Here is a 19,634-nt window from a genome sequence, read left to right as displayed (position 1 = left end):
CAGCCTACCCCGCGTATGTCCATATGTCTTGACAAAGTCCTCGGGCGCGGGGCACGGTCGGAGCACAGCCTGCGAGGAGGACGCGATGACCACGGGGTTCGACCTCGTCACGATGGGCCGGATCGGGGTGGACCTCTACCCGCTCCAGACCGGCGTCGGCTTGGAGGACGTCACCTCGTTCGGCAAATACCTCGGCGGCAGCGCGACCAACGTCGCGGTCGCCGCCGCCCGGTACGGCCGTCGCAGCGCGGTGATCACGAAAACCGGCGACGATCCGTTCGGCCGGTTCCTGCGCCGCGCGCTCGCCGGATACGGCGTGGACGCCCGGTTCGTCGGCGCCTCGCCGCGGCTGCCGACACCGGTCACGTTCTGCGAGGTCTTCCCGCCAGACGATTTCCCGCTCTACTTCTACCGTTTCCCGAAGGCGCCGGACCTCGACATCTCGGTCGGCGACCTGGATTTCGACGCGATCCGTTCGGCGACAGTCTTCTGGGCGACGGTGACCGGGCTGTCGCAGGAACCGAGCCGCTCGGCCACGCTCGCCGCGCTGGAAGCCCGTGGCCGCAAGGGAATCACCGTCCTCGACCTCGACTACCGGCCGATGTTCTGGGAGTCCCGCGAGCAGGCGCGCGAATGGGCCGGCAAGGCGCTGGGACACGCGACGGTCGCGGTCGGCAATCTCGACGAATGCGATACCGCGGTGGCTGTGCGTGAGCCGAGGGAAGCAGCGAAAGCGTTACGGGACAACGGTATCTCGCTAGCAGTGGTGAAGCAGGGACCGAAGGGCGTGCTCGCGGTGGACGACACCGGCGAGGTGGAGGTGCCGCCGGTGCCGGTGGAGGTCGTCAACGGCCTCGGCGCGGGTGACGCGTTCGGTGGCGCGTTGGTGCACGGGCTGTTGTCCGGCTGGGGCATCGAGCGGATCATGCGGTTCGCGAACGCCGCGGGCGCGCACGTCGCCGGGGAACTCGCCTGCTCGGACGCGATGCCGACGGAAGACCAGGTACTGCGCAGGCTCGGAGGCACCGAATGAACACCGTCGAAAGGATCGTCGCCAAACGCGTGCACGATCCGGACGCGATCGCCGAGGCGGCCGCCGCGCGGTTGCGGGCGAAATCGCCGTTCAACGACAAGGGCGCGGCGCTGATCATCGCGGCCGATCATCCTGCCCGAGGCGCGAACGCGGTCGGCGCTGATCCGCTGGCGATGGCCGATCGCGGCGAGTTGCTGGAGCGGCTGTGTCTCGCGCTGGAACGCCCGGGCGTCACCGGCGTGCTCGCGACGTCGGACGTGATCGACGACCTGCTGCTCCTCGGCGTGCTGGACGGCAAGACCGTGCTCGGGTCGATGAACCGCACCGGGCTGGCCGGGTCGAGTTTCGAGATCGACGACCGGTTCGCCTGCTACGACGCGGAAACCATCGCCCGGATGCGGTTCGACGGCGGCAAGATGCTCACCCGGATCTGCCTTGAGGACCCGGCGACGCCGAGCGTCCTGGAGAACACCGCGAAGGCCATCGACTCGCTCGCAGAGCGGAAGCTGCTCGCGATGGTCGAACCGTTCCTGTCCGGCTGGATCGACGGGAAGATCAAGAACGACCTCTCCCCCGAGGCGGTGATCCGGTCCATCACGATCGCGTCCGGGCTCGGCCGCACGTCGGCCTACACCTGGCTGAAGCTGCCGGTAGTCGCCGAGATGGAGCGGGTGCTGGCCGCCTCGACGCTGCCCGCTGTGCTGCTCGGCGGCGAGGTGACCGATCCGGACGCGGCGTTCGCTTCCTGGCAGGAGGCGCTGGCGTTGCCGACGGTGCAGGGTTTGGTGGTCGGGCGGTCGCTGCTCTATCCGCACGACGGCGACGTGGCCAAGGCGGTCGATACGGCGGTGGGGTTGTTGTGAGCCAGTTCAGCCTTGTCATCACTCCCGAATCAGCCGGATGGGGTTACTCCGGTCTGCGCGTGCTGGAACTCGACGGCACCGAAACTTTCTCCACCGGCGACGCGGAAACGCTCGTGCTTCCGTTGTCCGGCAGTTGCACGGTGTCGGTCGACGGTGCGAAGTTCGAGCTGACCGGTCGCACCGGCGTATTCGACGCGGTCGCCGATTTCGCGTACCTGCCAAGGGATGCCGAAGCAACGGTGACCGGCCGAGGTCGATTCGCCCTGCCGTCGGCGAAAACCTCGAAGCGGCTGCCCGCCCGATACGGCCCGGCTAAGGACGTGCCTACTGAGCTGCGCGGCGCGGGAAACTGCAGTCGCCAGGTCAACAACTACTGCCTCCCGCACACCTTCGACGCCGACCAGTTGCTCGTCTGCGAAGTGCTTACGCCGGGCGGAAACTGGTCGTCCTACCCGCCGCACAAGCACGACGAGGCACGCGAGGGCGAAAGCGAACTCGAGGAGATCTACTACTTCGAGGTCGCCGGCGGCGGCATGGGCTACCAGCGCGTTTACGGCACTGACGAGCGCCCGATCGACGTCCTGGAAGAGGTCCGCAGCGGCGACGTCGTGCTGATTCCGCACGGCTGGCACGGGCCGTCCATGGCCGCCCCCGGCTACGACCTCTACTACCTGAACGTGATGGCCGGTCCCGGACCCGAACGAGCGTGGCTGATCTGCGACGACCCCGCCCACGCCTGGGTGCGCCAGACCTGGGAATCCCAGGCCGTCGACCCGCGGCTGCCGTTCGGAGGCGCACGATGAGGCTGACCACCGCACAAGCCCTGGTGCGCTTCCTCGCCAACCAGTATTCCGAACGCGACGGCGTCGAACACCGGCTGATCCCGGGCTGCTTCGGGATTTTCGGCCACGGCAACGTCGCCGGGCTCGGCCAGGCCCTGCTGCAGGCCGCGCACACCGGCGACCTCCCCTACTACCTCGCGCGCAACGAACAAGGCCAGGTGCACGCCGCGACCGCGTTCGCGAAAATGCGCAACCGGCTCCAGGCGTTCGCCTGCACCGCGTCCACCGGCCCCGGGTCCACGAACATGATCACCGGCGCCGCGCTCGCCACCACGAACCGGCTTCCCGTGCTGTTGCTGCCGAGCGACGTTTTCGCCGGCCGGGGCCCGGATCCCGTGCTGCAGCAATTGGAAGACGCACGCTACGGCGACGTCTCGGTGAACGACACCTTCCGTCCGGTCTCCAAGTACTTCGACCGGATCACCCGGCCCGAACAGCTGATGCCGGCCGCGCTCGCCGCGATGCGCGTGCTGACCGATCCGGTGGAGACCGGCGCCGTCACGCTTGCGCTGCCGCAAGACGTCCAGGCGGAGGCCTACGACTGGCCGGAGGACTTCTTCCGCCGCCGCGTCTGGCACATCGACCGCCCGGTTCCCGCACCAGAAGCCTTGGCCCGCGCCGCTGAACTGCTGCGTTCCGCGAAAGCACCGCTGATCGTCGCGGGCGGCGGTGTCGTGTACTCCGAAGCCTGGCCGGAGCTGCGCGCGTTCGCCTCCGCGACCGGGATCCCCGTGGCGGACACCCACGCGGGCAAGGGCGCGGTGCCGTGGGACCACCGGTGCGCGGTCGGCGGTCTCGGCTCCACCGGCACTTCCGCCGCGAACGCGCTGGCCGCGGAAGCCGATGTCGTCCTGGGAATCGGCACTCGTTACAGCGATTTCACCACCGCCTCGCACACCATCTTCGGCAACCCGGACGTGCGGTTCGTGAACCTCAACGTCGCCCGGTTCGACGCCGCGAAACACTCCGCCGAGATGGTGGTCGCCGACGCCCGGCGCGGCCTGGAAGCCTTGTCGACCGCGCTGTCCGGCTGGCAGGTCCCCGACGCCCGCCGCGCGCGGACCCGGCAACTCGCCGACGACTGGAACCGCACCGCCGACGCCTGTTTCGACCTCGGTCACGCTCCCCTGCCCGCGCAAAGCGAGATCCTCGGCGCGCTCAACCGCACGCTCGACGACAGCGACGTCGTGCTCAACGCCGCCGGTTCCATGCCCGGCGATCTGCAGATGCTGTGGCGGGCCAGAGACCCCAAGGCGTACCACGTGGAATACGCCTACTCCTGCATGGGATACGAGATCGCCGCGGGCGTCGGAGTGAAGCTGGCCGCGCCGGAGCGGGAAGTCGTCGTGCTCGTCGGCGACGGTTCGTATCTGATGATGGCGCAGGAGATCGTCACGCTGATCGCCGAACGGCTCAAGGTGATCATCGTGCTGGTGCAGAATCACGGGTTCGCCTCGATCGGGTCGCTCTCGGAATCATTGGGCTCGCAACGGTTCGGCACGTCTTACCGGTATCGCGCCGAGAACGGTTTGCTGGAGGGCGACGTGCTTCCGGTCGACCTCGCGGCCAATGCGGCGAGCCTCGGCGCGACTGTGCTGCGCGCGTCCACTGTGGACGAGTTCCGGGCGGCTGTGAAGCAGGCCAAGGCGAATCCAGTGACGACAGTGGTGCACGTGGAGACGGATCCGCTCGCGCCCAATCCGCCCGGGTCGGCGTGGTGGGAGGTTCCGGTGAGCGAAGTGTCCGATTTGGACTCGACGAGCGCGGCTTACGAGACTTACGCCGAAGAGAAGCGGAACCAACGGCACTACCTCTGACGCTTCGGCCCGCACCGAACCATTCCCGGGTCACCCTTGTCCCGTGACCGCAACGAACTCCGCACGCAGGCAACGACTGGCACTGATCGCGCTCTGCCTGCCGTTTTTCATCGTCCAGCTCGACGCGACCGTGGTGAACGTCGCCGTCGAAGCGATCCGGCGCGACCTCGGCGGCGGGCTGGGCGGTGAGCAATGGGTGATCGCGAGCTACACCATCGCGCTGGCCGCGGGCATGCTCACCGCGGGCTCGCTCGGCGACCGCTACGGCTCGCGGCGGGTGTGCGTCCTGGGGACCGTCGTGTTCGGGGTCGGGTCCGCGCTGTGTTCGCTGGCACCGACCATCTCGGTGCTGATCGTCGCGCGCACGCTGCAGGGTGTCGGTGCGGCCGCCTTGTTGCCATGCTCGCTCGCGCTGATCGTGCGGCAGTTCCCCGAACCGCGAGCGCGGGCGCACGCGCTCGGCCTGTGGGGCGGCATCGCGGCCATCGGCCTCGCGACCGGCCCGGTGGCCGGCGGCGTGCTCATCGCGCTGGCCGACTGGCGGGCGATCTTCTGGGTCAACCTCCCGGTCGCCGCGCTCGCTATCGCGCTGACCTGCCGTTATGTCGTCGAGTCACCGCAGCGGAACCGTCGCCTCGATCCGTACGGCCTGGTCCTCGGCACCGTCGCGCTGTCCGCGCTCGCCGGCGGGCTGATCCAGGTCGGCCGGTCGAGCTGGGCTGTCCCGCTGATCGCCGCCGGCCTGCTGACCGGGCTCGCGTTCCTCCTGGTCGAACGACGCCGCCGCGATCCGATGCTGCCGCTGGCGATCTTCTCGTCGCGCCCGTTCTCCGCCGCGAGCACCGCCGGGCTGCTCTTCAATTTCTGCCTCTACGGCACCCTGCTCTGCCTGTCGCTGTTCCTCCAAGGCCCGCTCCACCAGTCCGCCTACGCGACCGGCATGCTGACGCTGCCGCTCACCATCGCGATCGGCATCGGGGCCACTGCCAGCGGACGGCTCACCGCGCGGTTCGGCCCCCGGGTCCCGATGCTGACCGGGTTCAGCCTCGCCGGCCTCGGCGCGGTCCTGCTGGCCACGGCCGATTCGGTGCCGCTGGTGGTGGCGGGCGGAGTGGTGCTGTGCTGCTGCTCGATCGCGATGCCGGCGATGACGTCGGTCGCGATGTCGACGCCGCCTGAGGAGCACACCGGGCTGGCGAGCGGCGTCCTGAACACCGCTCGCCAGACCGGAGGCGCGTTGGGCACCGCGGTGCTCGGCAGCCTGCTCACCGCGGGCTCGACGATGTCGCTGAGCGTCCCTCTGACGGTGGTCGCCCTCGGCTACGCGGCGGCGGTCGGCTGCACTTTGCTGGCCACCCGGCGCCGGGAACTGGCCGCTGCCCGCTGAACCTCAGGGCACGAGCAGCGTCGCCCGGTGCACCAGCCATTCCAGCGGACCGCGCCGCCGCCAATGCCGCCACGCCACCGACGCGGCCAGCATCACCGCGACCACCGTCACCAGGAACACGAACGAATACGGCTTCGGCACCAGCTTCAGGACCGCGAAATGGGCCGCATACCAGGTAAAAGCCATTCCGCCGGCCGCGGCGAGCGGCCACAGCGCACGACGGCCCAGCGGCCGGTCCAAGGCGATCAGCAGCCCGCCGAGCAGCACCATCGCGACGCCGATCATGAGCACGATGCCGAGCGGGCTGGTGGCGTACAGCGATCCGTCCGGCGGCATCGCCAGCAGCACCTGCCACGGCATCCCAGGCGGCGGGGTCGTCGCGATCGCTTCGGCTCCGCCCAGCGGATAGGTGGCGATCCACGAACCGAGGATCGACGCGGCGGCAAGCACGAACCCGGTGTACAGCAACCGGATCCGGACCTGGTGCGCGCGCAGGTCGAGGCGGCCGATCGCCATTCCCGCCAATGCCAAAGGCAGGCCGTAGGCGACCTGGAAACCGCCGCCGAACAACACCATCCCCTTGAAGAACTCGCCCCATTGTTCGGGATGCCCGAAGATCGCGAGGCCGCTCGCCGTTTCGGACCCGGACATCATCCAGTCGGAATGGGCGTTGAACACCCAGAACGCGTAAAGCGTCATCGCGGGCACGGCGATTCCGGAGAGAACGAACAACGTCCGCGCGCGCAGCCGGGTAAGCGGCAGCAGAAGCAGCAGGAGCACCGCGTAGTACTCGATCACCGACATGCCGTACTCGTCGATCGCCAGGCTGAGCAGGAACAACACCACCGCCCGGACCGCGAGCCGGCCGCGGGCGCGCCACTTCTCGTTCCCCTCATCCGGGGTCGCGCCGCCGGTCATCAACGCCGCGGACAGCCCGAACAGCAGCACGAACAGGCTCATCGCCCGGGACGACGTCTGCACGTTCAGCCAGGTCAGGAACCCCGGGGCCGCCTGGGGCGGTCCGCCGTGGAGCCAGCCGCTCGCGAAGAAATGCTCGATGAACACCCCGACGATCGCCAGCGCCCGGACCGCGTCCACGCCCAGCAACCGTCCCTTCGGCACCCGCGTTTCCGCCGGGTCCCGCACCGTTTCCGTCCTCATCGGACTCCTCCCTGGTCGATTCCCCGCCAAGGTAGGAACGGCGGATCACCGGCCGCCGGGAATCGCGTCGCAGCCGGCCGGAGGAAACCCATCGGTTTTGTAACAGCGCTCCCCGAGCAGCGTGCGGAAGGCAAAATGGCTACTGTGCGAAGCATGCGGAGGACGGCGGTCGCGGCGATTGCGCTGTTGTCGCTCACCGCTTGCTCCGATGTGGACGGTGTGCGCGTCGCCGGGCCGGCTCCACCGGCGGAGGCAGCCCCGGCACCGGCGAACAACCCGCGCGGCCCGACCGTCGACGCGGTCGCTCTGCTGCGCGCGGATCCGACGGTCAGCGCCAGGACGAAGGCGGCGCTGCGGCCGTGTCCGTACGGTCCGACCGCCGGGTCGTATCCCGTCAGCACCGCCTACCACGAGCTGACCGGCGAGGTCGACGTCGTGGTGAACGTCTATCCGTGCGGCGCGGTCGGCGCCCCGGGCACCGGCAGCAGCGGCGCGACAGGTGTGCCGGTCGGCGCGTACCTCGGCGGCTACGTCTACACCATCGGCGGGAAACAGCTGTTCAGGCTGGAGAACTCCGGCGCCATGCTGACCGTGCTCGACGGGCAGCTGGCCACGATGTCGGCGACCGGGCCGAACAACGGGGTGGCCCGCTACCGCTGGACCGGCACCGGTTTCTCGCCGGAGTGAGAGGGGACATGACGCAGGTACTGCTCGTCGAGGACGACGACGTGATCCGCGAGGCGACGCAGCTCGCGCTCGAACGCGCCGGGTTCCGGGTCTCGACGGCCGCGGACGGGCTCGCCGGGCTCGACCAGTTCCGCGCGCGGCCGCCGGACGTGGCGTTGCTCGACGTCATGTTGCCCGGGCTCAACGGCGTCAGCCTGTGCCGGCGGATCCGCGAGGAAAGCCGGACGCCGGTGCTGATGGTCTCCGCCCGCGACGATGCGGTCGACGTCGTGCTCGGCCTCGAAGCCGGCGCCGACGATTACGTCACCAAGCCGTTCGACACCGCGGTGCTGATCGCCCGGATCCAGGCGGTGCTGCGGCGAAGCGGCTGGTCCGGGCCCGAGGAGGACGCGTTCGTCCGCTTCGGTGACCTCGAAATCGACCGCGCGGGGCTCGACGTGCGCCGGGCCGGTCAGCCGGTGGACCTGACCCCCACGGAACTGCGGCTGCTGCTGCGTTTCGCCGAGTCGCCCGGCATCGTGCTCAGCCGGGACACGCTGCTGGCCAGCGTCTGGGATTACGCTTGGGGCGGCGATACGCGAGTGGTCGACGTCCACGTGCAGCGGCTGCGCGTGAAGATCGGCCAGGAACGGCTGCAGACTGTGCGGGGCTTCGGATACAAGCTCCGCGCCGAGCCGTGAAACTCTTCCCCGCCACGCTGCGGTGGCGGCTGACCGCAGCGGTGACCCTCGTGTCGGCCGCGGTAGCAGTGACGTTGAGTCTATTGGTGCACCAGCAATTCGCGCGCACCCAAGCCGAGCAGGCGCGTCATGCGCAGGACGAATGGATCCAGCTGCTTCTGCGCAACCCCGGTGTCGACGGCCAATTCGACGATCCGACCCTGCCCGCTCCCCTGCGCGACGCCGTCCGCGGCGGCAACCGAGCGACCTATTTGGACGGTCCGGTTCTGTGGGCTGCCGCCGAAACCGGCGGACACGTCGTCTCGGTGCGAACCAGCTACGCGTCGCAAACTCAGGCACTGGCCACTTTGGACCAGGAGCTGCTGGCCGGTTCCGCAGTCGTGACCGTCGCCGGTGCCCTGCTGGGTGTCGTGCTCGGCGCCGGAATGGCACGCCGGCTCCGACGGGCCGCCGACGCCGCCCGAGACGTCGCGAACGGCGCGCCAGCGAGGGTGCGCGACGCAATCGGCCCGCGTCCGCGAGACGAAACGGCCGATCTCGCCCAAGCTGTCGACGCGATGGCGGACGCGCTGCAAGCGCGCTTGGCCGCGGAACAACGGGTCACCGCAGACATCGCACACGAACTGCGAACCCCAGTGACCGGCCTGGTAACCGCCGCCGAACTGCTGCCACCCGGACGCCCGGCCGAGCTAGTCCGCGACCGAGTCGCCGCACTACGATCGCTGGTGGAGGACGTACTGGAGGTGGCCCGCTTGGACACCGCCGCCGAGCGCGCAGACCTGGCGGAGATCGACCTGGCGGAATTCGTGCGGCGCCGAGTACCAGACGCGGTGGCTCCTCGCGCGGTCCAGGTGCGGACGGATCCCCGGCGGCTGGAACGAATCCTGGCGAACCTGCTCTCGAACGCCGCCAAACACGGATCCGCGCCAGTGACGGTCGAGGTCGATGGCCGATGCGTAGTGGTCAGCGACCGAGGCCCCGGATATCCGGAAGTCCTGCTCCGGGAAGGACCCGCACGATTCCGAACCGGCACAGACGCCCGCAGCGGCGGACACGGGCTGGGATTGACGATCGCAGTCGCGCAAGCGCGAGTGCTAGGGGCGGAACTGAAGTTCGAAAACCTGCCCGACGGCGGCGCACAGGCAGTGCTGCGTTTGCCGGAGCTACCGGTCCGTGAGGGGAACCCTGAGGGACTCTGAATCCGTGAGGGGAACCCTCACGAACCACGATCCCCACAGACTCCGGTGCACCCAACCATCGAGGCACCCGGCCCCCGCCCTGCACCCCGATACGAAGCGTCCCTGCGGTCTGGGGGTGCTTGTCAAGGCATCTTTCCCGCCTTGACAAGCACCCCCAGACCGTCAGCACAATCAAGCTTCGGGGTGCGGGGCCCCACCGCACCCCGGTTACGTGAGGCGAACCCTCACGAACCGAGGCTGAGCGGGAAGCGAACCCTCCGGAAGGCGGAGCACGGGAAGTGCCGCGATTGCCGGAACCGGCGGGCCGTGAGGGGAACCCTCACGAACCATGGTTGACCGGGAAGACAACCGCGGCGGAATCAAAGTCAGCGAGGGCCCCTGGAACGCGGACCCGGAAGCTGTCCCGTTGTCGCCCTTCTCAAACCCCGTCCAGGATGACAAGCTGCTCACCAGCCGGTCGCCTCCGCACCGGTTCGCACGATGACAACGTTGTCAGCCCTGGAGGTAACGCGTCCATGTGGTCGCAGAAGAGACGGGTGGCCGCTCTCGCGGCAGCGGGCTTCGTCGTGGCCGGGCTGGTGTCCGGAACGACCACCGCAGCCACCGCAGCCACCAGCGCCGCGGATCCGGTCTCCCTGGTCAACCCATTCGTAGGCACCCAAAACTTCGGCAACACCTTCCCCGGCCCCAGCGCCCCCTTCGGCATGGTCCAGGTCAGCCCCGACACCGGCGGCCAGGGCGGCTACGACTACCAGCAGAACTCGATCTACGGCTTCAGCCAAACCCACCTCTCCGGCGTCGGCTGCGGCGTCATGGGCGAGCTGCCGGTCATGCCGACCACCGGCGCCGTCGATTCCGTCGACAAGAACGCCTACAAATCCGAGTACAGCCACGACGACGAGAAGGCCGAGCCCGGCTACTACCGCGTCGGGCTGAAGAAGTACGGCGTCAACGCCGAGCTCACCGCCACCCCGCGCACCGGCTGGCAGCGCTACACCTTCCCGTCGACCGGCCAGGCCAACGTGCTGTTCAACACCGGCCAGGCGAACCAGTCCGTGAAGGATTCCGAGATCCACGTCGTCGGCGACCGGACCCTCGAGGGTCGCGTGCGCGCGGGCGGCTTCTGCGCCGGGCACGACGAGCACACCGTCTACTTCACCGCGACCTTCGACCGCCCGTTCGCCTCCTACGGCACCTGGCGCGGCACCACCCGCACCGCGGGCAGCCGCGACGCCGCGGGTACCGGCGGCAATGGCGCGTGGGTCAGCTTCGACGCGGCCACTGACCACGATGTCGTCCTCAAGGTGGGGCTCTCCTACACCGGTCTCGCGGGCGCGCGGGACAACCTCGCGAAAGAAACCAGCGACAGCTACGACTTCGACGCCACCCGCACCGCATTGCGCAAGCAGTGGGCGGACCGGCTCGGCGCGATCAAGATCAGCGGCGGCACCGCCGAACGGCAGACCGCCTTCTACACCTCGCTTTATCACGCACAGCTGCACCCGAACCTGGCGGGCGACATCAGCGGCGACTACGCCGGGTTCGACGGCAAGGTCCACCGCGCGAACGGCTACACGCCGTATCAGAACTTCTCCCTTTGGGACACTTATCGCCCGCAGAACCAGCTGCTCGAAATGCTGGAACCGCAGGTAGCCCGCGATGTCGCGCTGTCCGTGCTGTCGATCGGCCGCGACGGCGGCTGGTTGCCGAGATGGGCGCTGGCGGGCAGCGAAACGAACATCATGACCGGCGACCCGGTAACGCCGTTCCTCGTCGAAGCCTGGTCGAAGGGCTTGCTGGCCGGTCATGAAGACGAGGCGTACGGGCTGCTCAAGAAGAACGCGACCAGCACGCCACCAGCCGATTCGCCGTACAACGGGCGCTCCGGCGTGAATTACTACAACGACCGCGGCTACATTCCGAGCGGGCTCACCCTCGGCAAGGACTGCGCGGCCAAGGGCGGCGACAACGACTGCGAGCACCCGACCTCGGCGACCATGGAGTATTCCGCCGCCGATGCCGCGCTCGCGTTGATGGCCAAGGGATTGGGCCACCAAGCCGACGCGCGCATGTTCGCCGACCGCGGCCAGTGGTACCGCAACGTCTGGAACGCCGCCGACAAGCAGTTCCGCCCGCGCACCACGGACGGCACCTGGCTCACGCCGTACAACCCGGTCGACGCCGACCACCAGTTCCACGAAGGCGGCGCCTACCAGTACCAATGGCTCGTCCCGCAGGATCCGGCCGGGCTGACCGCGTTGATGGGCGGCAAGCAGGCGACCGAAAAGCGGCTCGACTCCTTCTTCGCCTACGACAACCTGCTCAAGGACCCCGCGGGCACCGCGCGCAAGGACTGGATCGCCAGCCCGTACGACTACTACGCCAAGGCCACCTACAACCCCAACAACGAACCCGACCTCCTCTCCCCGTACATGTACAACTGGGTCGGCGCGCCGGCGAAAACGGCGACCGTCGTCCGTGCGGCGATGACGTTGTTCACCACCGGCCCAGACGGCATGACCGGCAACGACGACCTCGGCACGATGTCCGCCTGGTACGTCTTCTCCTCGCTCGGCCTGTACCCGACGATGAGCGGCGCGAACTTCCTCGCCGTGTCCAGTCCGCAGTTCGAATCGGCGACTGTCCAGATCGGACAGTACAAGGGCAAGCAAGGCGGCACGCTGACCGTCACCGCGCCCGGCGCGAGCGACGCGAACCGTTACGTGCAAAGCGTTTCGCTCAACGGCCGGGACGTCCGACAGACCTGGCTTGACTGGTCCGCGGTCTCACACGGCGGCCAGCTCGCCTACCAGGTCGGCGCGAAGCCGTCGAACTGGGGCACACAGCCGGGAACGGAACCGCCGTCGGTCAACAAGGCCACCGGCGATCCGCGTCGGCACGTTGACGCGACCTTGCGGCCGAGTTCCGTGGTGCTGCCGCAGCAATCCTCGGCGCAGACTGTCCACTTGAACCTCGACGTGCTCGGCCAGAACCCCGGAGCGCAACCGGTCTTCGTGACGTCGTCGGCACCGTCCGGCTGGCGGGTGCAGACCGATCCGCTGCAGCTCTTGTGGTCCTTCCGGCTGCCGACCCAGAAGACCGCGCCGGTCTCGGTGACCGTTCCGGCGAACACGCCAGTCGGCACCTATTCGGTGCAGCTCAAGGCATCCGGTCCGGGCGCGAACACCGTCACCCGCACCGCGAGCATCGAGGTCCGCGAACCGACAGTGTGCGCGACGGCGTCCGGAACCCAGTGCGCGGTCGATCTCAGTCACGACCGCAACCATGACGGGACCGCGACCGTCGCGGCGTCCACAGAGGGCAACTTCGACGGCAGCGGCTGGAGCTACGACGCCGATCTGATGCCGCCAGCTGGTCCCTTTGTCCACAATGGAGTTACCTACGCTGCGCCCGATCCGACCGGCACCGCCGCGAATTTCGTGGAAGCACGCGGGCAATCGCTGCTGCTGCCCGCCGGAAAGCACCAGGCGGTCCAGCTGATCGGCTCGTCGCACAACGGCCCGGTGTCCACTTCGCTGACCGTGCACTACAGCGACGGATCCAGCGCGGATCTCCCGGTGACGTTCGGCGACTGGGCCGGGTCGACGCCGTCCGGCACGACAGTCGTGCTCGACATGCCGCACCGGATCAAGGCGGGCAGCGGCGTCGACGGACCGCCGGTGCGGCTCTTCGGCATTTCCTCCACAGTGGACGGAGCCAAGACCGTCCAGTCGGTGAGCCTGCCGAACGACCCGCGGGTCCAGCTCTACGCGATCACTCTCGCGTAGAGTCCGGCCGGGTTCGCCGGATCCCTCCCCTTCGTCCGGCGAACCCGGCCATCCCCCAGTTCCCCCCGATGGCTTCAGGCGGCCGCGGGCACCGCCGCGACCCGGCCCATCGCCTCGGCGTAGCAGGCCTCGAAGGAGTCCAAAGAGGACTCCAGCGCGTGCCCGGCGATCATCTTGCCGCTCGCCGCCCCCATCCGCGCCAGCGTCGCCGGGTCGGCGACGACCGCGTGCAGCCGCTCGGCCAGCTCCCCCACGTTGCCCGGCTCGAACAGCCAGCCGTTGTATCCCGGACGGCACAGGTGCGGCAACGCCATCGCGTCCGCGACCACCACCGGCTTCCCGGCCGCCATCGCCTCCATCGTCGCGAGGCTCTGCAGTTCGGCGATGCCCGGCATGCAGAAGAGATCCGCGGCCGCGTAGGCGTCCAGCAAGTCCTCTTCGGACACAAACCCGCGGAAGCGCACCCGGTCGGCGATCCCGAGCTCGCCCGCCAGCTTTTCCCAGTCCGCCCGGCACGAACCGTCGCCGACGATCTCCGCACGCAGTCCGGGCAGCAGCGCGACCGCGCGCAACAGCTGGTCGACGCGCTTCTCTTCGTCCAGCCGTCCGACGAACAGCACCGTCGGATCGTCGGACGTCCGCGAAACCTTCCGCGACCGGTAACGGTCGATGTCGATGCCACACGACACCGGGACGGCACGCTCCGGGAAACCGTTGTCGTGCAACAGTTCCACCGCGCGCGGCGTCGGCGCAGTCACCACGCGAGCCGACGAGAACACTCGCGTCAGGTCACGCCATGCCCACCGCGAAGCCGCGCCGCGCAGCCACATCGGCACCCGCACGTGGCCGAACAGGTTCTCCGGCATGAAGTGGTTCGTCGCGACCGCCGGGATCCCCCTGGACGCGGCGTGCTTCAGGACGTACCGGCCGACCACGAAATGCGCCTGGACGTGCACAAGGTCCGGCTGCAACTCCTCCAGCAGCGCAGCCACGTCCTTGCTCACCTCCCAGGGCAGGCCGATCCGGAAGGTCCGGTGGAACGGGGTGCGATGCGACCGGACCCGGTGCACCACGACGTCGCCGTCTCTTTCGGTGCTCGCCGGGCCGTCCGGGTCGACGCTGATCACGTGGACCTCGTGCCCCCGGCCGGCGAGTCCGGCGGACAGCCGGTACGCGAACTGCGCCGCGCCGTTGACGTCCGGCGGATAGGTTTCGGCGGCGACCACGATGCGCAAAGCCCGGTCGTCGTTCACAGGGTGCTCCGATCTGGTGGAATGGACAGGAGAAGAACTGCTGCGGCTCAGCACCGCGACGCCGCCGACGGCCAGTACCGCGGCGGTCAGCGCGACCGCAGTCGCCGTGGCGTCTAGGTGGGTGGCTTCGCCGAGCACTCCGGCGCCTAGACCCACCGCGACCAGCGGATCCACGACGGTCAGGCACGCGACGGCGAGATGCGGCGGACCGCACCGGTAGGACAGCTGCACGAGCCAGCCGCCGGCCAGCAGCGCCGTCACCATCGCGGCGACCGACACCGCGGTGCTGAAATCGACCGTGCCCTCTTGGACTTCGAGGGAAACCGCTCGCATCAACACCGAGACGAAGCCGTAGGCGGCGCCACCGGCCGCGCCGAAACACAGCCCGCGGATCGACGGACGGGAAGAAATCGCGCCGATCAAAGTCAGCAACGCCACGGCCCCCAGCACCAGCAATGCCGCGCGCGTCTGCGCGTCGGCGCCGACCGCGGTGCTCGTGGTGCTGTCCGCGGCGACGGTGACGAACGTCCCGACGCCGAGCATGGTGACCGCGACCGCGGGCAGATCCCGCCGCCGCCGGTCGAGAATCGCAGTAATCGCAACGGCAATCACCCCGACCGGCTGCACGACGGTCAGCGGAGCCATCCCCAGCGCGACCGCGTGCACGCCCGCCCCCGAACCGAGCAGAGCGAGCCCGCCGAGCCAGCGCGGCGCCCGGATCAGCTCGCCGATCCGCGGCCGGCCGGACAGCCCGGTGACCACCCCGTGCTGCAGAAGTGCGCCGGTGGAAAAGAAAACCGCACCGAGCACGGCGAGTGCGATAGCGAGGATCGTCATGCGGCCACCTCGGCTCGGGCCATCGCGGTGACGGCGAAGAGTTGTGCGTAGAGCAGGGCGTACAGCACGCGTTCGAACAGCCCCAGGAACTCGGGCACGGACTGCTCCAGCAACGGCGCGTGGGCCAGCAGAAAGGCGAGCGAAGCGGCACCGGACGCCAGCGAAAGCCAGCGCACCGCCTTCGCTTCCGGCCGCCGGCGCGCCAGCAACCATCCCGCCAGCGGCAGGCAGACGAACATCGCCGCACCGGCATACCGGTGCACCGCACCGGAAAACGACGTTTCGACGCCGGACGGATCGGTCGGGAAGAAGGTCGCGATGACCAATCCGGCCGCCCACAACGCGATCAGCACCGACTCCAGGCTGCGTTTCGGCAACCCCTGCCTGAGCAGCGCGTGCCGGACCGCCAGCGAGGCGCCGGCCAGCCCGAGCGAGGCCGCCGCCAGGAGCACCGCCCCGCCGGGCGGGAAGACGTAGTCGCTGATGACGTCGCGGACCGGGTCGATCGAGCCCGCCGCCACCACGTGCAGCAGGAGGATCGGCACCAGCGAAAAAGCCAGGGCCGCAGCGGCGATGACGGGCGCCGTCGCCCTGGCCTTCCGCGTTATGAGGGTCACATCGATCAGCATGCTGGCGGCTCTGACGGCTCGGCATCGGGGAACACCCTGAGATGCACCCCTGGAATCCGTAGCCGGTCCTGGTCTCCGCAGAGCCGGTGCGGACCGGACGCGCGCCTCCGGTTCGCCGTCGGCGCGGCCGGGCGAAATGCCGCACCGCGAGCTGAATAGGACGTTATACACCAGCCGGAGCACCGCCCGGTTGACTGTCCTTTGTGGACTATCCGGGTCCCTCACCCGGGTGGATGTCGACCTTGCCGGGTGAGGCGGCGGGCAGCCGCCCCCGCCCTGCTGACAGCGCGAAACCGCACAGCGCCTCGCCGCGTTCGCCGGGCGCGCCGCGGTTGCCGCTGCCTTGACCCCGTGTTCAGATCCCGGCGAACCCAGCCGAAGGAGCGCAATTCTCATGCAGAGGGCACTCGTCAAGGCGGTCGTCGGGGCCGCAGCCGTCGTCGCGCTGGTCAGCGCGTGCGGATCGGGCGGATCGAACGACTCGTCCGGATCCGGAGCGTCCGGGCAGAACACCGCCCAGTCCAGCGGAGCCGCCCAGTCCGGCGAGGCAGGCGCGTCCGGCCAGAACGGCGCGCCGGGCCAGAACGGAGCCGCCGGGCAGAACGGCCCGGCCGCGCAGGCGGTCACCGCCGCGATCCAGCAGGCCTCGCAGGCCTCGCCGATCAAGTTCGAGCCGGAGAAGGCCGAACTCACCAGCCAGGCCAAGGAAGGCCTCACCGCGATCGCGAAAGCCATGCAGGGCAACGATGTCAAGCTGAAGGTCGAAACCCACGCCGGTTACCCGGACGCGGAAAAGGCGAAGAAGCTTTCCGAAGAGCGCGCGCAGGCGATCTCGACCGCGCTTGAGGGCGACGGCGTCGCCAAGGACCGCGTGCAGGCGGAGCCGACCGGAAGCGAAAAGGCCCAGGGCGAGCAGGCGTTGGACACGCAGCTTACTGTCGCTTCGTGACCCGAGCCCCGTCCCCCCGCCGGCATTACCTGGTCGGGCCGAGCGGATATCCGAATTTCGGCGACGAGCTGATCGCCGCTGCCTGGATCCGCCGCTTGGCCCGCACCGAACCGGACGCCGAAGTCTGGCTCGACACGCATTCGCCGGGGCCGGCCCAGCATTTGTTCGGCGACCTGCATCCGCGTTTGCGCTGCACGGACACCTTGTGGCGGCTGTGCGGCGAAGCGCCGTCGGACGATCCGTGGGAAGTCGCGTCCTGGGTACAAGCCGCGGTGCACGACCCCGGTCGGGCACCGCGCTGGGACGCGGGGATCGAACTGCTGGGCCGGCTCGACGTCGTGCATCTGATCGGCGGCGGTTACGTCAACGCGCTGTGGCCCCGGCACCTCGGACTGGTCGCCGGGGCCGCGGCCGCGGCACAGCGTTCGCACGCTCGCTCAGCGATGACCGGACAGGGCTTCGTCCCGTTTTCCCCGGGCGCTGCCGGGTTGCTGCGCGCGCTCGCCGAACGGTTCGACGTCGTCGACGTCCGCGACGATCCGTCCGCCGAACTCCTGCACGGGGTCGCGGGCGTGGAGCGGACCTGCGACGACGTCTTCCTCGACCCGCGTCCGCCGACGACGCCCACGTCGCGGGAGTTCGTCCTGTGCGTGCAGTCGGACATCGGCGCCGAGCGGCCGTCCGTGCTCGCGGCGCAGGTGCTCGACCTGGTGCGCGCGTGGCGGCTTCCGCCGGGCGAACTCGCTGTGGTGGAAGGGATTCCTCGCGTCGACCGAGAGGTTTTCGCGTTGCTGGAACACGAACTTCCCGACGCGGAGTTCCACCCGTTCCGCGACGTGTGGCACCGCGGCCTTCCGCTCGCGCCAGGGCAGACGTGGATTTCCAGCCGCTTCCACCTGCACCTGGTCGCCGCCGCGGCGGGTGCCACCGGCGTGGCGATCGACGTTTCGCCGGAGTACTACACCACCAAACACCGCAGCCTGATCGACCTCGGCTCCGGCTGGACGCTCACGCCCGCCGGGGCCGAGAAGCCGCCGGAACGCCCTTCCGGCACTGGGTTTCCGGCGCACGTGCTGCACCACTGCGCGAACCTGAAGCGCTCAGTCGCCGAAGCCGTCTACGGCCCCGAGCTGCCCAAGACCCGCACCCGGTGGCCGCGGCTCAGTTGAGCGCACCGCGACTCTGATCGGCCAGCGCACCCAGCCCGATGCACAACGCACCCGCGACGAACAGCAGCGAAACACCCCAGGTCGCGTGCGTCGCGGACGCTTCCACGATCGCCAGCGCGGCCAGCGGCGCGAGCCCGCCGGACACCGCTCCCCCGACCTCGCGCCCGGTGCCGAGGCCGGTCGAGCGGACCTCGGCCGGGAACTGCTTGGCCAGGAACGCACCCTGCGCCGAAAGCATCGCCGGGACCACGACGCCGGTCGCCAGCACGAGACCGAGCCAGATCAGCCAGCTGGCGCCGGTGTCGAGCAGCCAGAAGAACGGGAACGCCAGCAAGCCCGTCGCCACCGCGCCGGCGACCACGACCTTCTTCGCGCCGACGCGGTCGCTGATCCATCCGGCGATCGGCACGGTCACGATCGCCGCGGCGCTCGCGATGCTGATCCCCAGCGCGCCGATATTCGCTGGCACGCCACGGAAATTCGTCAGGTAGGCGAGCGAGAAGGTCTTGAACACATAGCTGACGCCGTTGTAGCCGATGGTGATCACCATGACCACCGCCAAGGCGCGCCAGTCGCTGCGGAACAGCTTCACCAGCGGCCGGTTCGCCCAGCCGCGCGGCCGGTTTTTCTTGCTCCGCACCAGGTTCTCGAACTCCGGCGTCTCCGGCACCCGGCGGCGCACCCACAGCCCGACGCCGACGAGCAGGAAGCTGGCCAGGAACGGGATCCGCCAGCCGAAGCCGTGCAGGAACTCCTTGTCCAAAGTGGTCAGTCCGGCGACGGCGAGCGAGGAGACGAGCAGCCCGACGTTCACGCCCAGCGCCGGCCACGAACCTTGCCGCCCGCGTTTGCGCGGATCAGCGTGCTCGTACGCGACCGCGATCGCGCCGCCGAATTCCGCCCCGGCGCCCAGTCCTTGCAACAGCCGCAGCACGACGAGCAGCACCGGCGCGAGAAGTCCGGCGCTCGCGTAACTGGGCAATAGCCCAATCCCTGCCGAGGAAACGCCCATCAGCACAAACGTCCACGACAGCACCTTCTTGCGGCCGATCCGGTCGCCGAGCGCGCCGAACACGATGCCGCCGATCGGGCGGGCCAGGAACCCGACGGCGAAGGTCGCGACCGAGGCCATGGTCGCGGCGGCGTCGTTGCCGGGCGGGAAGAAGACATGGCCGAACACCAGCGCGGCCATCGACGCGTAGAGGTAGAAATCGAACCATTCGAGCGCGGAGCCGACGACCACCGCGACCCCGACTCCGCGCGGGGCTTTCCGGGTCGTTCCGACGCTGTCGTGCACAACACTGGGCATGGTCCTGCTCTCCGGAACTGGGGCACAGGCG

The 19,634-nt window shown here is 69.4% G+C and carries 15 protein-coding genes; 11 read left to right on the top strand and 4 right to left on the bottom strand.

Going from position 1 to position 19,634, the window contains the following annotated elements; genetic code table 11:
- Positions 1-85 precede the first annotated feature (85 nt).
- From iolC to ABD156_RS27345, 5 genes are read left to right on the top strand one after another with little or no spacing between them, the layout of a single operon-like run.
- A complete protein-coding gene (gene iolC, locus ABD156_RS27365) occupies positions 86-1,033 on the top strand; it encodes a 5-dehydro-2-deoxygluconokinase (RefSeq protein ID WP_344279697.1) in 948 nt (315 codons plus the stop codon).
- The gene (locus tag ABD156_RS27360) at positions 1,030-1,896 is read left to right on the top strand and encodes a Cgl0159 family (beta/alpha)8-fold protein (RefSeq protein ID WP_344279695.1); all 867 of its coding nucleotides are present in this window, start codon (positions 1,030-1,032) and stop codon (positions 1,894-1,896) included. Before iolC ends, ABD156_RS27360 begins: the two co-directional genes overlap by 4 nt.
- Positions 1,893-2,699, top strand: coding sequence for a 5-deoxy-glucuronate isomerase (gene iolB, locus ABD156_RS27355; protein ID WP_344279692.1), 807 nt, complete (start codon positions 1,893-1,895; stop codon positions 2,697-2,699). Before ABD156_RS27360 ends, iolB begins: the two co-directional genes overlap by 4 nt.
- A complete protein-coding gene (gene iolD, locus ABD156_RS27350) occupies positions 2,696-4,555 on the top strand; it encodes a 3D-(3,5/4)-trihydroxycyclohexane-1,2-dione acylhydrolase (decyclizing) (RefSeq protein ID WP_344279689.1) in 1,860 nt (619 codons plus the stop codon). Before iolB ends, iolD begins: the two co-directional genes overlap by 4 nt.
- A gap of 43 nt (positions 4,556-4,598) precedes the next feature.
- Entirely contained in the window at positions 4,599-5,942 is a 1,344-nt protein-coding gene (locus ABD156_RS27345) for an MFS transporter (RefSeq protein ID WP_344279686.1), read from the top strand.
- A gap of 3 nt (positions 5,943-5,945) precedes the next feature.
- Here the strand turns inward: ABD156_RS27345 and ABD156_RS27340 are convergent, their stop codons facing one another.
- Entirely contained in the window at positions 5,946-7,103 is a 1,158-nt protein-coding gene (locus ABD156_RS27340) for a DUF418 domain-containing protein (protein ID WP_344279683.1), read from the bottom strand.
- 153 nt (positions 7,104-7,256) lie between these two features.
- Between ABD156_RS27340 and ABD156_RS27335 the strand changes: the two genes are divergently transcribed.
- The 4 genes from ABD156_RS27335 to ABD156_RS27320 all read left to right on the top strand — a co-directional run bounded on the left by ABD156_RS27335 (position 7,257) and on the right by ABD156_RS27320 (position 13,457).
- Positions 7,257-7,790, top strand: coding sequence for a hypothetical protein (locus ABD156_RS27335; protein ID WP_344279680.1), 534 nt, complete (start codon positions 7,257-7,259; stop codon positions 7,788-7,790).
- Between the two features lie 8 nt (positions 7,791-7,798).
- Positions 7,799-8,470: a two-component system response regulator CseB gene (gene cseB / locus ABD156_RS27330; RefSeq protein WP_344279678.1), complete on the top strand. Its 672-nt coding sequence runs from the start codon at positions 7,799-7,801 to the stop codon at positions 8,468-8,470.
- Entirely contained in the window at positions 8,467-9,669 is a 1,203-nt protein-coding gene (locus ABD156_RS27325) for a sensor histidine kinase (protein ID WP_344279675.1), read from the top strand. Before cseB ends, ABD156_RS27325 begins: the two co-directional genes overlap by 4 nt.
- A 515-nt stretch (positions 9,670-10,184) precedes the next feature.
- Positions 10,185-13,457, top strand: coding sequence for a GH92 family glycosyl hydrolase (locus tag ABD156_RS27320; RefSeq protein ID WP_344279672.1), 3,273 nt, complete (start codon positions 10,185-10,187; stop codon positions 13,455-13,457).
- Between the two features lie 74 nt (positions 13,458-13,531).
- Here the strand turns inward: ABD156_RS27320 and ABD156_RS27315 are convergent, their stop codons facing one another.
- Positions 13,532-15,547 (bottom strand): glycosyltransferase, encoded by a 2,016-nt coding sequence (locus ABD156_RS27315; RefSeq protein ID WP_344279669.1) that lies wholly within the window; start codon positions 15,545-15,547, stop codon positions 13,532-13,534.
- A complete protein-coding gene (locus tag ABD156_RS27310; RefSeq protein WP_344279666.1) occupies positions 15,544-16,164 on the bottom strand; it encodes a DUF998 domain-containing protein in 621 nt (206 codons plus the stop codon). The genes ABD156_RS27315 and ABD156_RS27310 overlap by 4 nt, the downstream gene beginning before the upstream one ends.
- Positions 16,165-16,570: 406 nt before the next feature.
- Here ABD156_RS27310 and ABD156_RS27305 point away from each other — a divergent pair, with 406 nt between their 5' ends.
- Entirely contained in the window at positions 16,571-17,125 is a 555-nt protein-coding gene (locus tag ABD156_RS27305) for an OmpA family protein (protein ID WP_344279663.1), read from the top strand.
- Positions 17,122-18,294: a polysaccharide pyruvyl transferase family protein gene (locus tag ABD156_RS27300; protein WP_344279660.1), complete on the top strand. Its 1,173-nt coding sequence runs from the start codon at positions 17,122-17,124 to the stop codon at positions 18,292-18,294. The genes ABD156_RS27305 and ABD156_RS27300 overlap by 4 nt, the downstream gene beginning before the upstream one ends.
- Here the strand turns inward: ABD156_RS27300 and ABD156_RS27295 are convergent.
- Positions 18,287-19,603 carry an MFS transporter gene (locus ABD156_RS27295; RefSeq protein WP_344279657.1) on the bottom strand — a complete coding sequence of 439 codons (1,317 nt, stop codon included), beginning with the start codon at positions 19,601-19,603 and terminating at the stop codon, positions 18,287-18,289. The two genes, ABD156_RS27300 and ABD156_RS27295, sit on opposite strands and share 8 nt — an antisense overlap.
- Positions 19,604-19,634: the final 31 nt, after the last annotated feature.

The sequence above is a fragment of the Amycolatopsis albidoflavus genome, assembly GCF_039525725.1.
GTDB lineage: Bacteria > Actinomycetota > Actinomycetes > Mycobacteriales > Pseudonocardiaceae > Amycolatopsis > Amycolatopsis albidoflava.
Note: the sequence above shows the minus strand (reverse complement) of the source record. Positions and strands in the feature narration are given on the sequence as shown.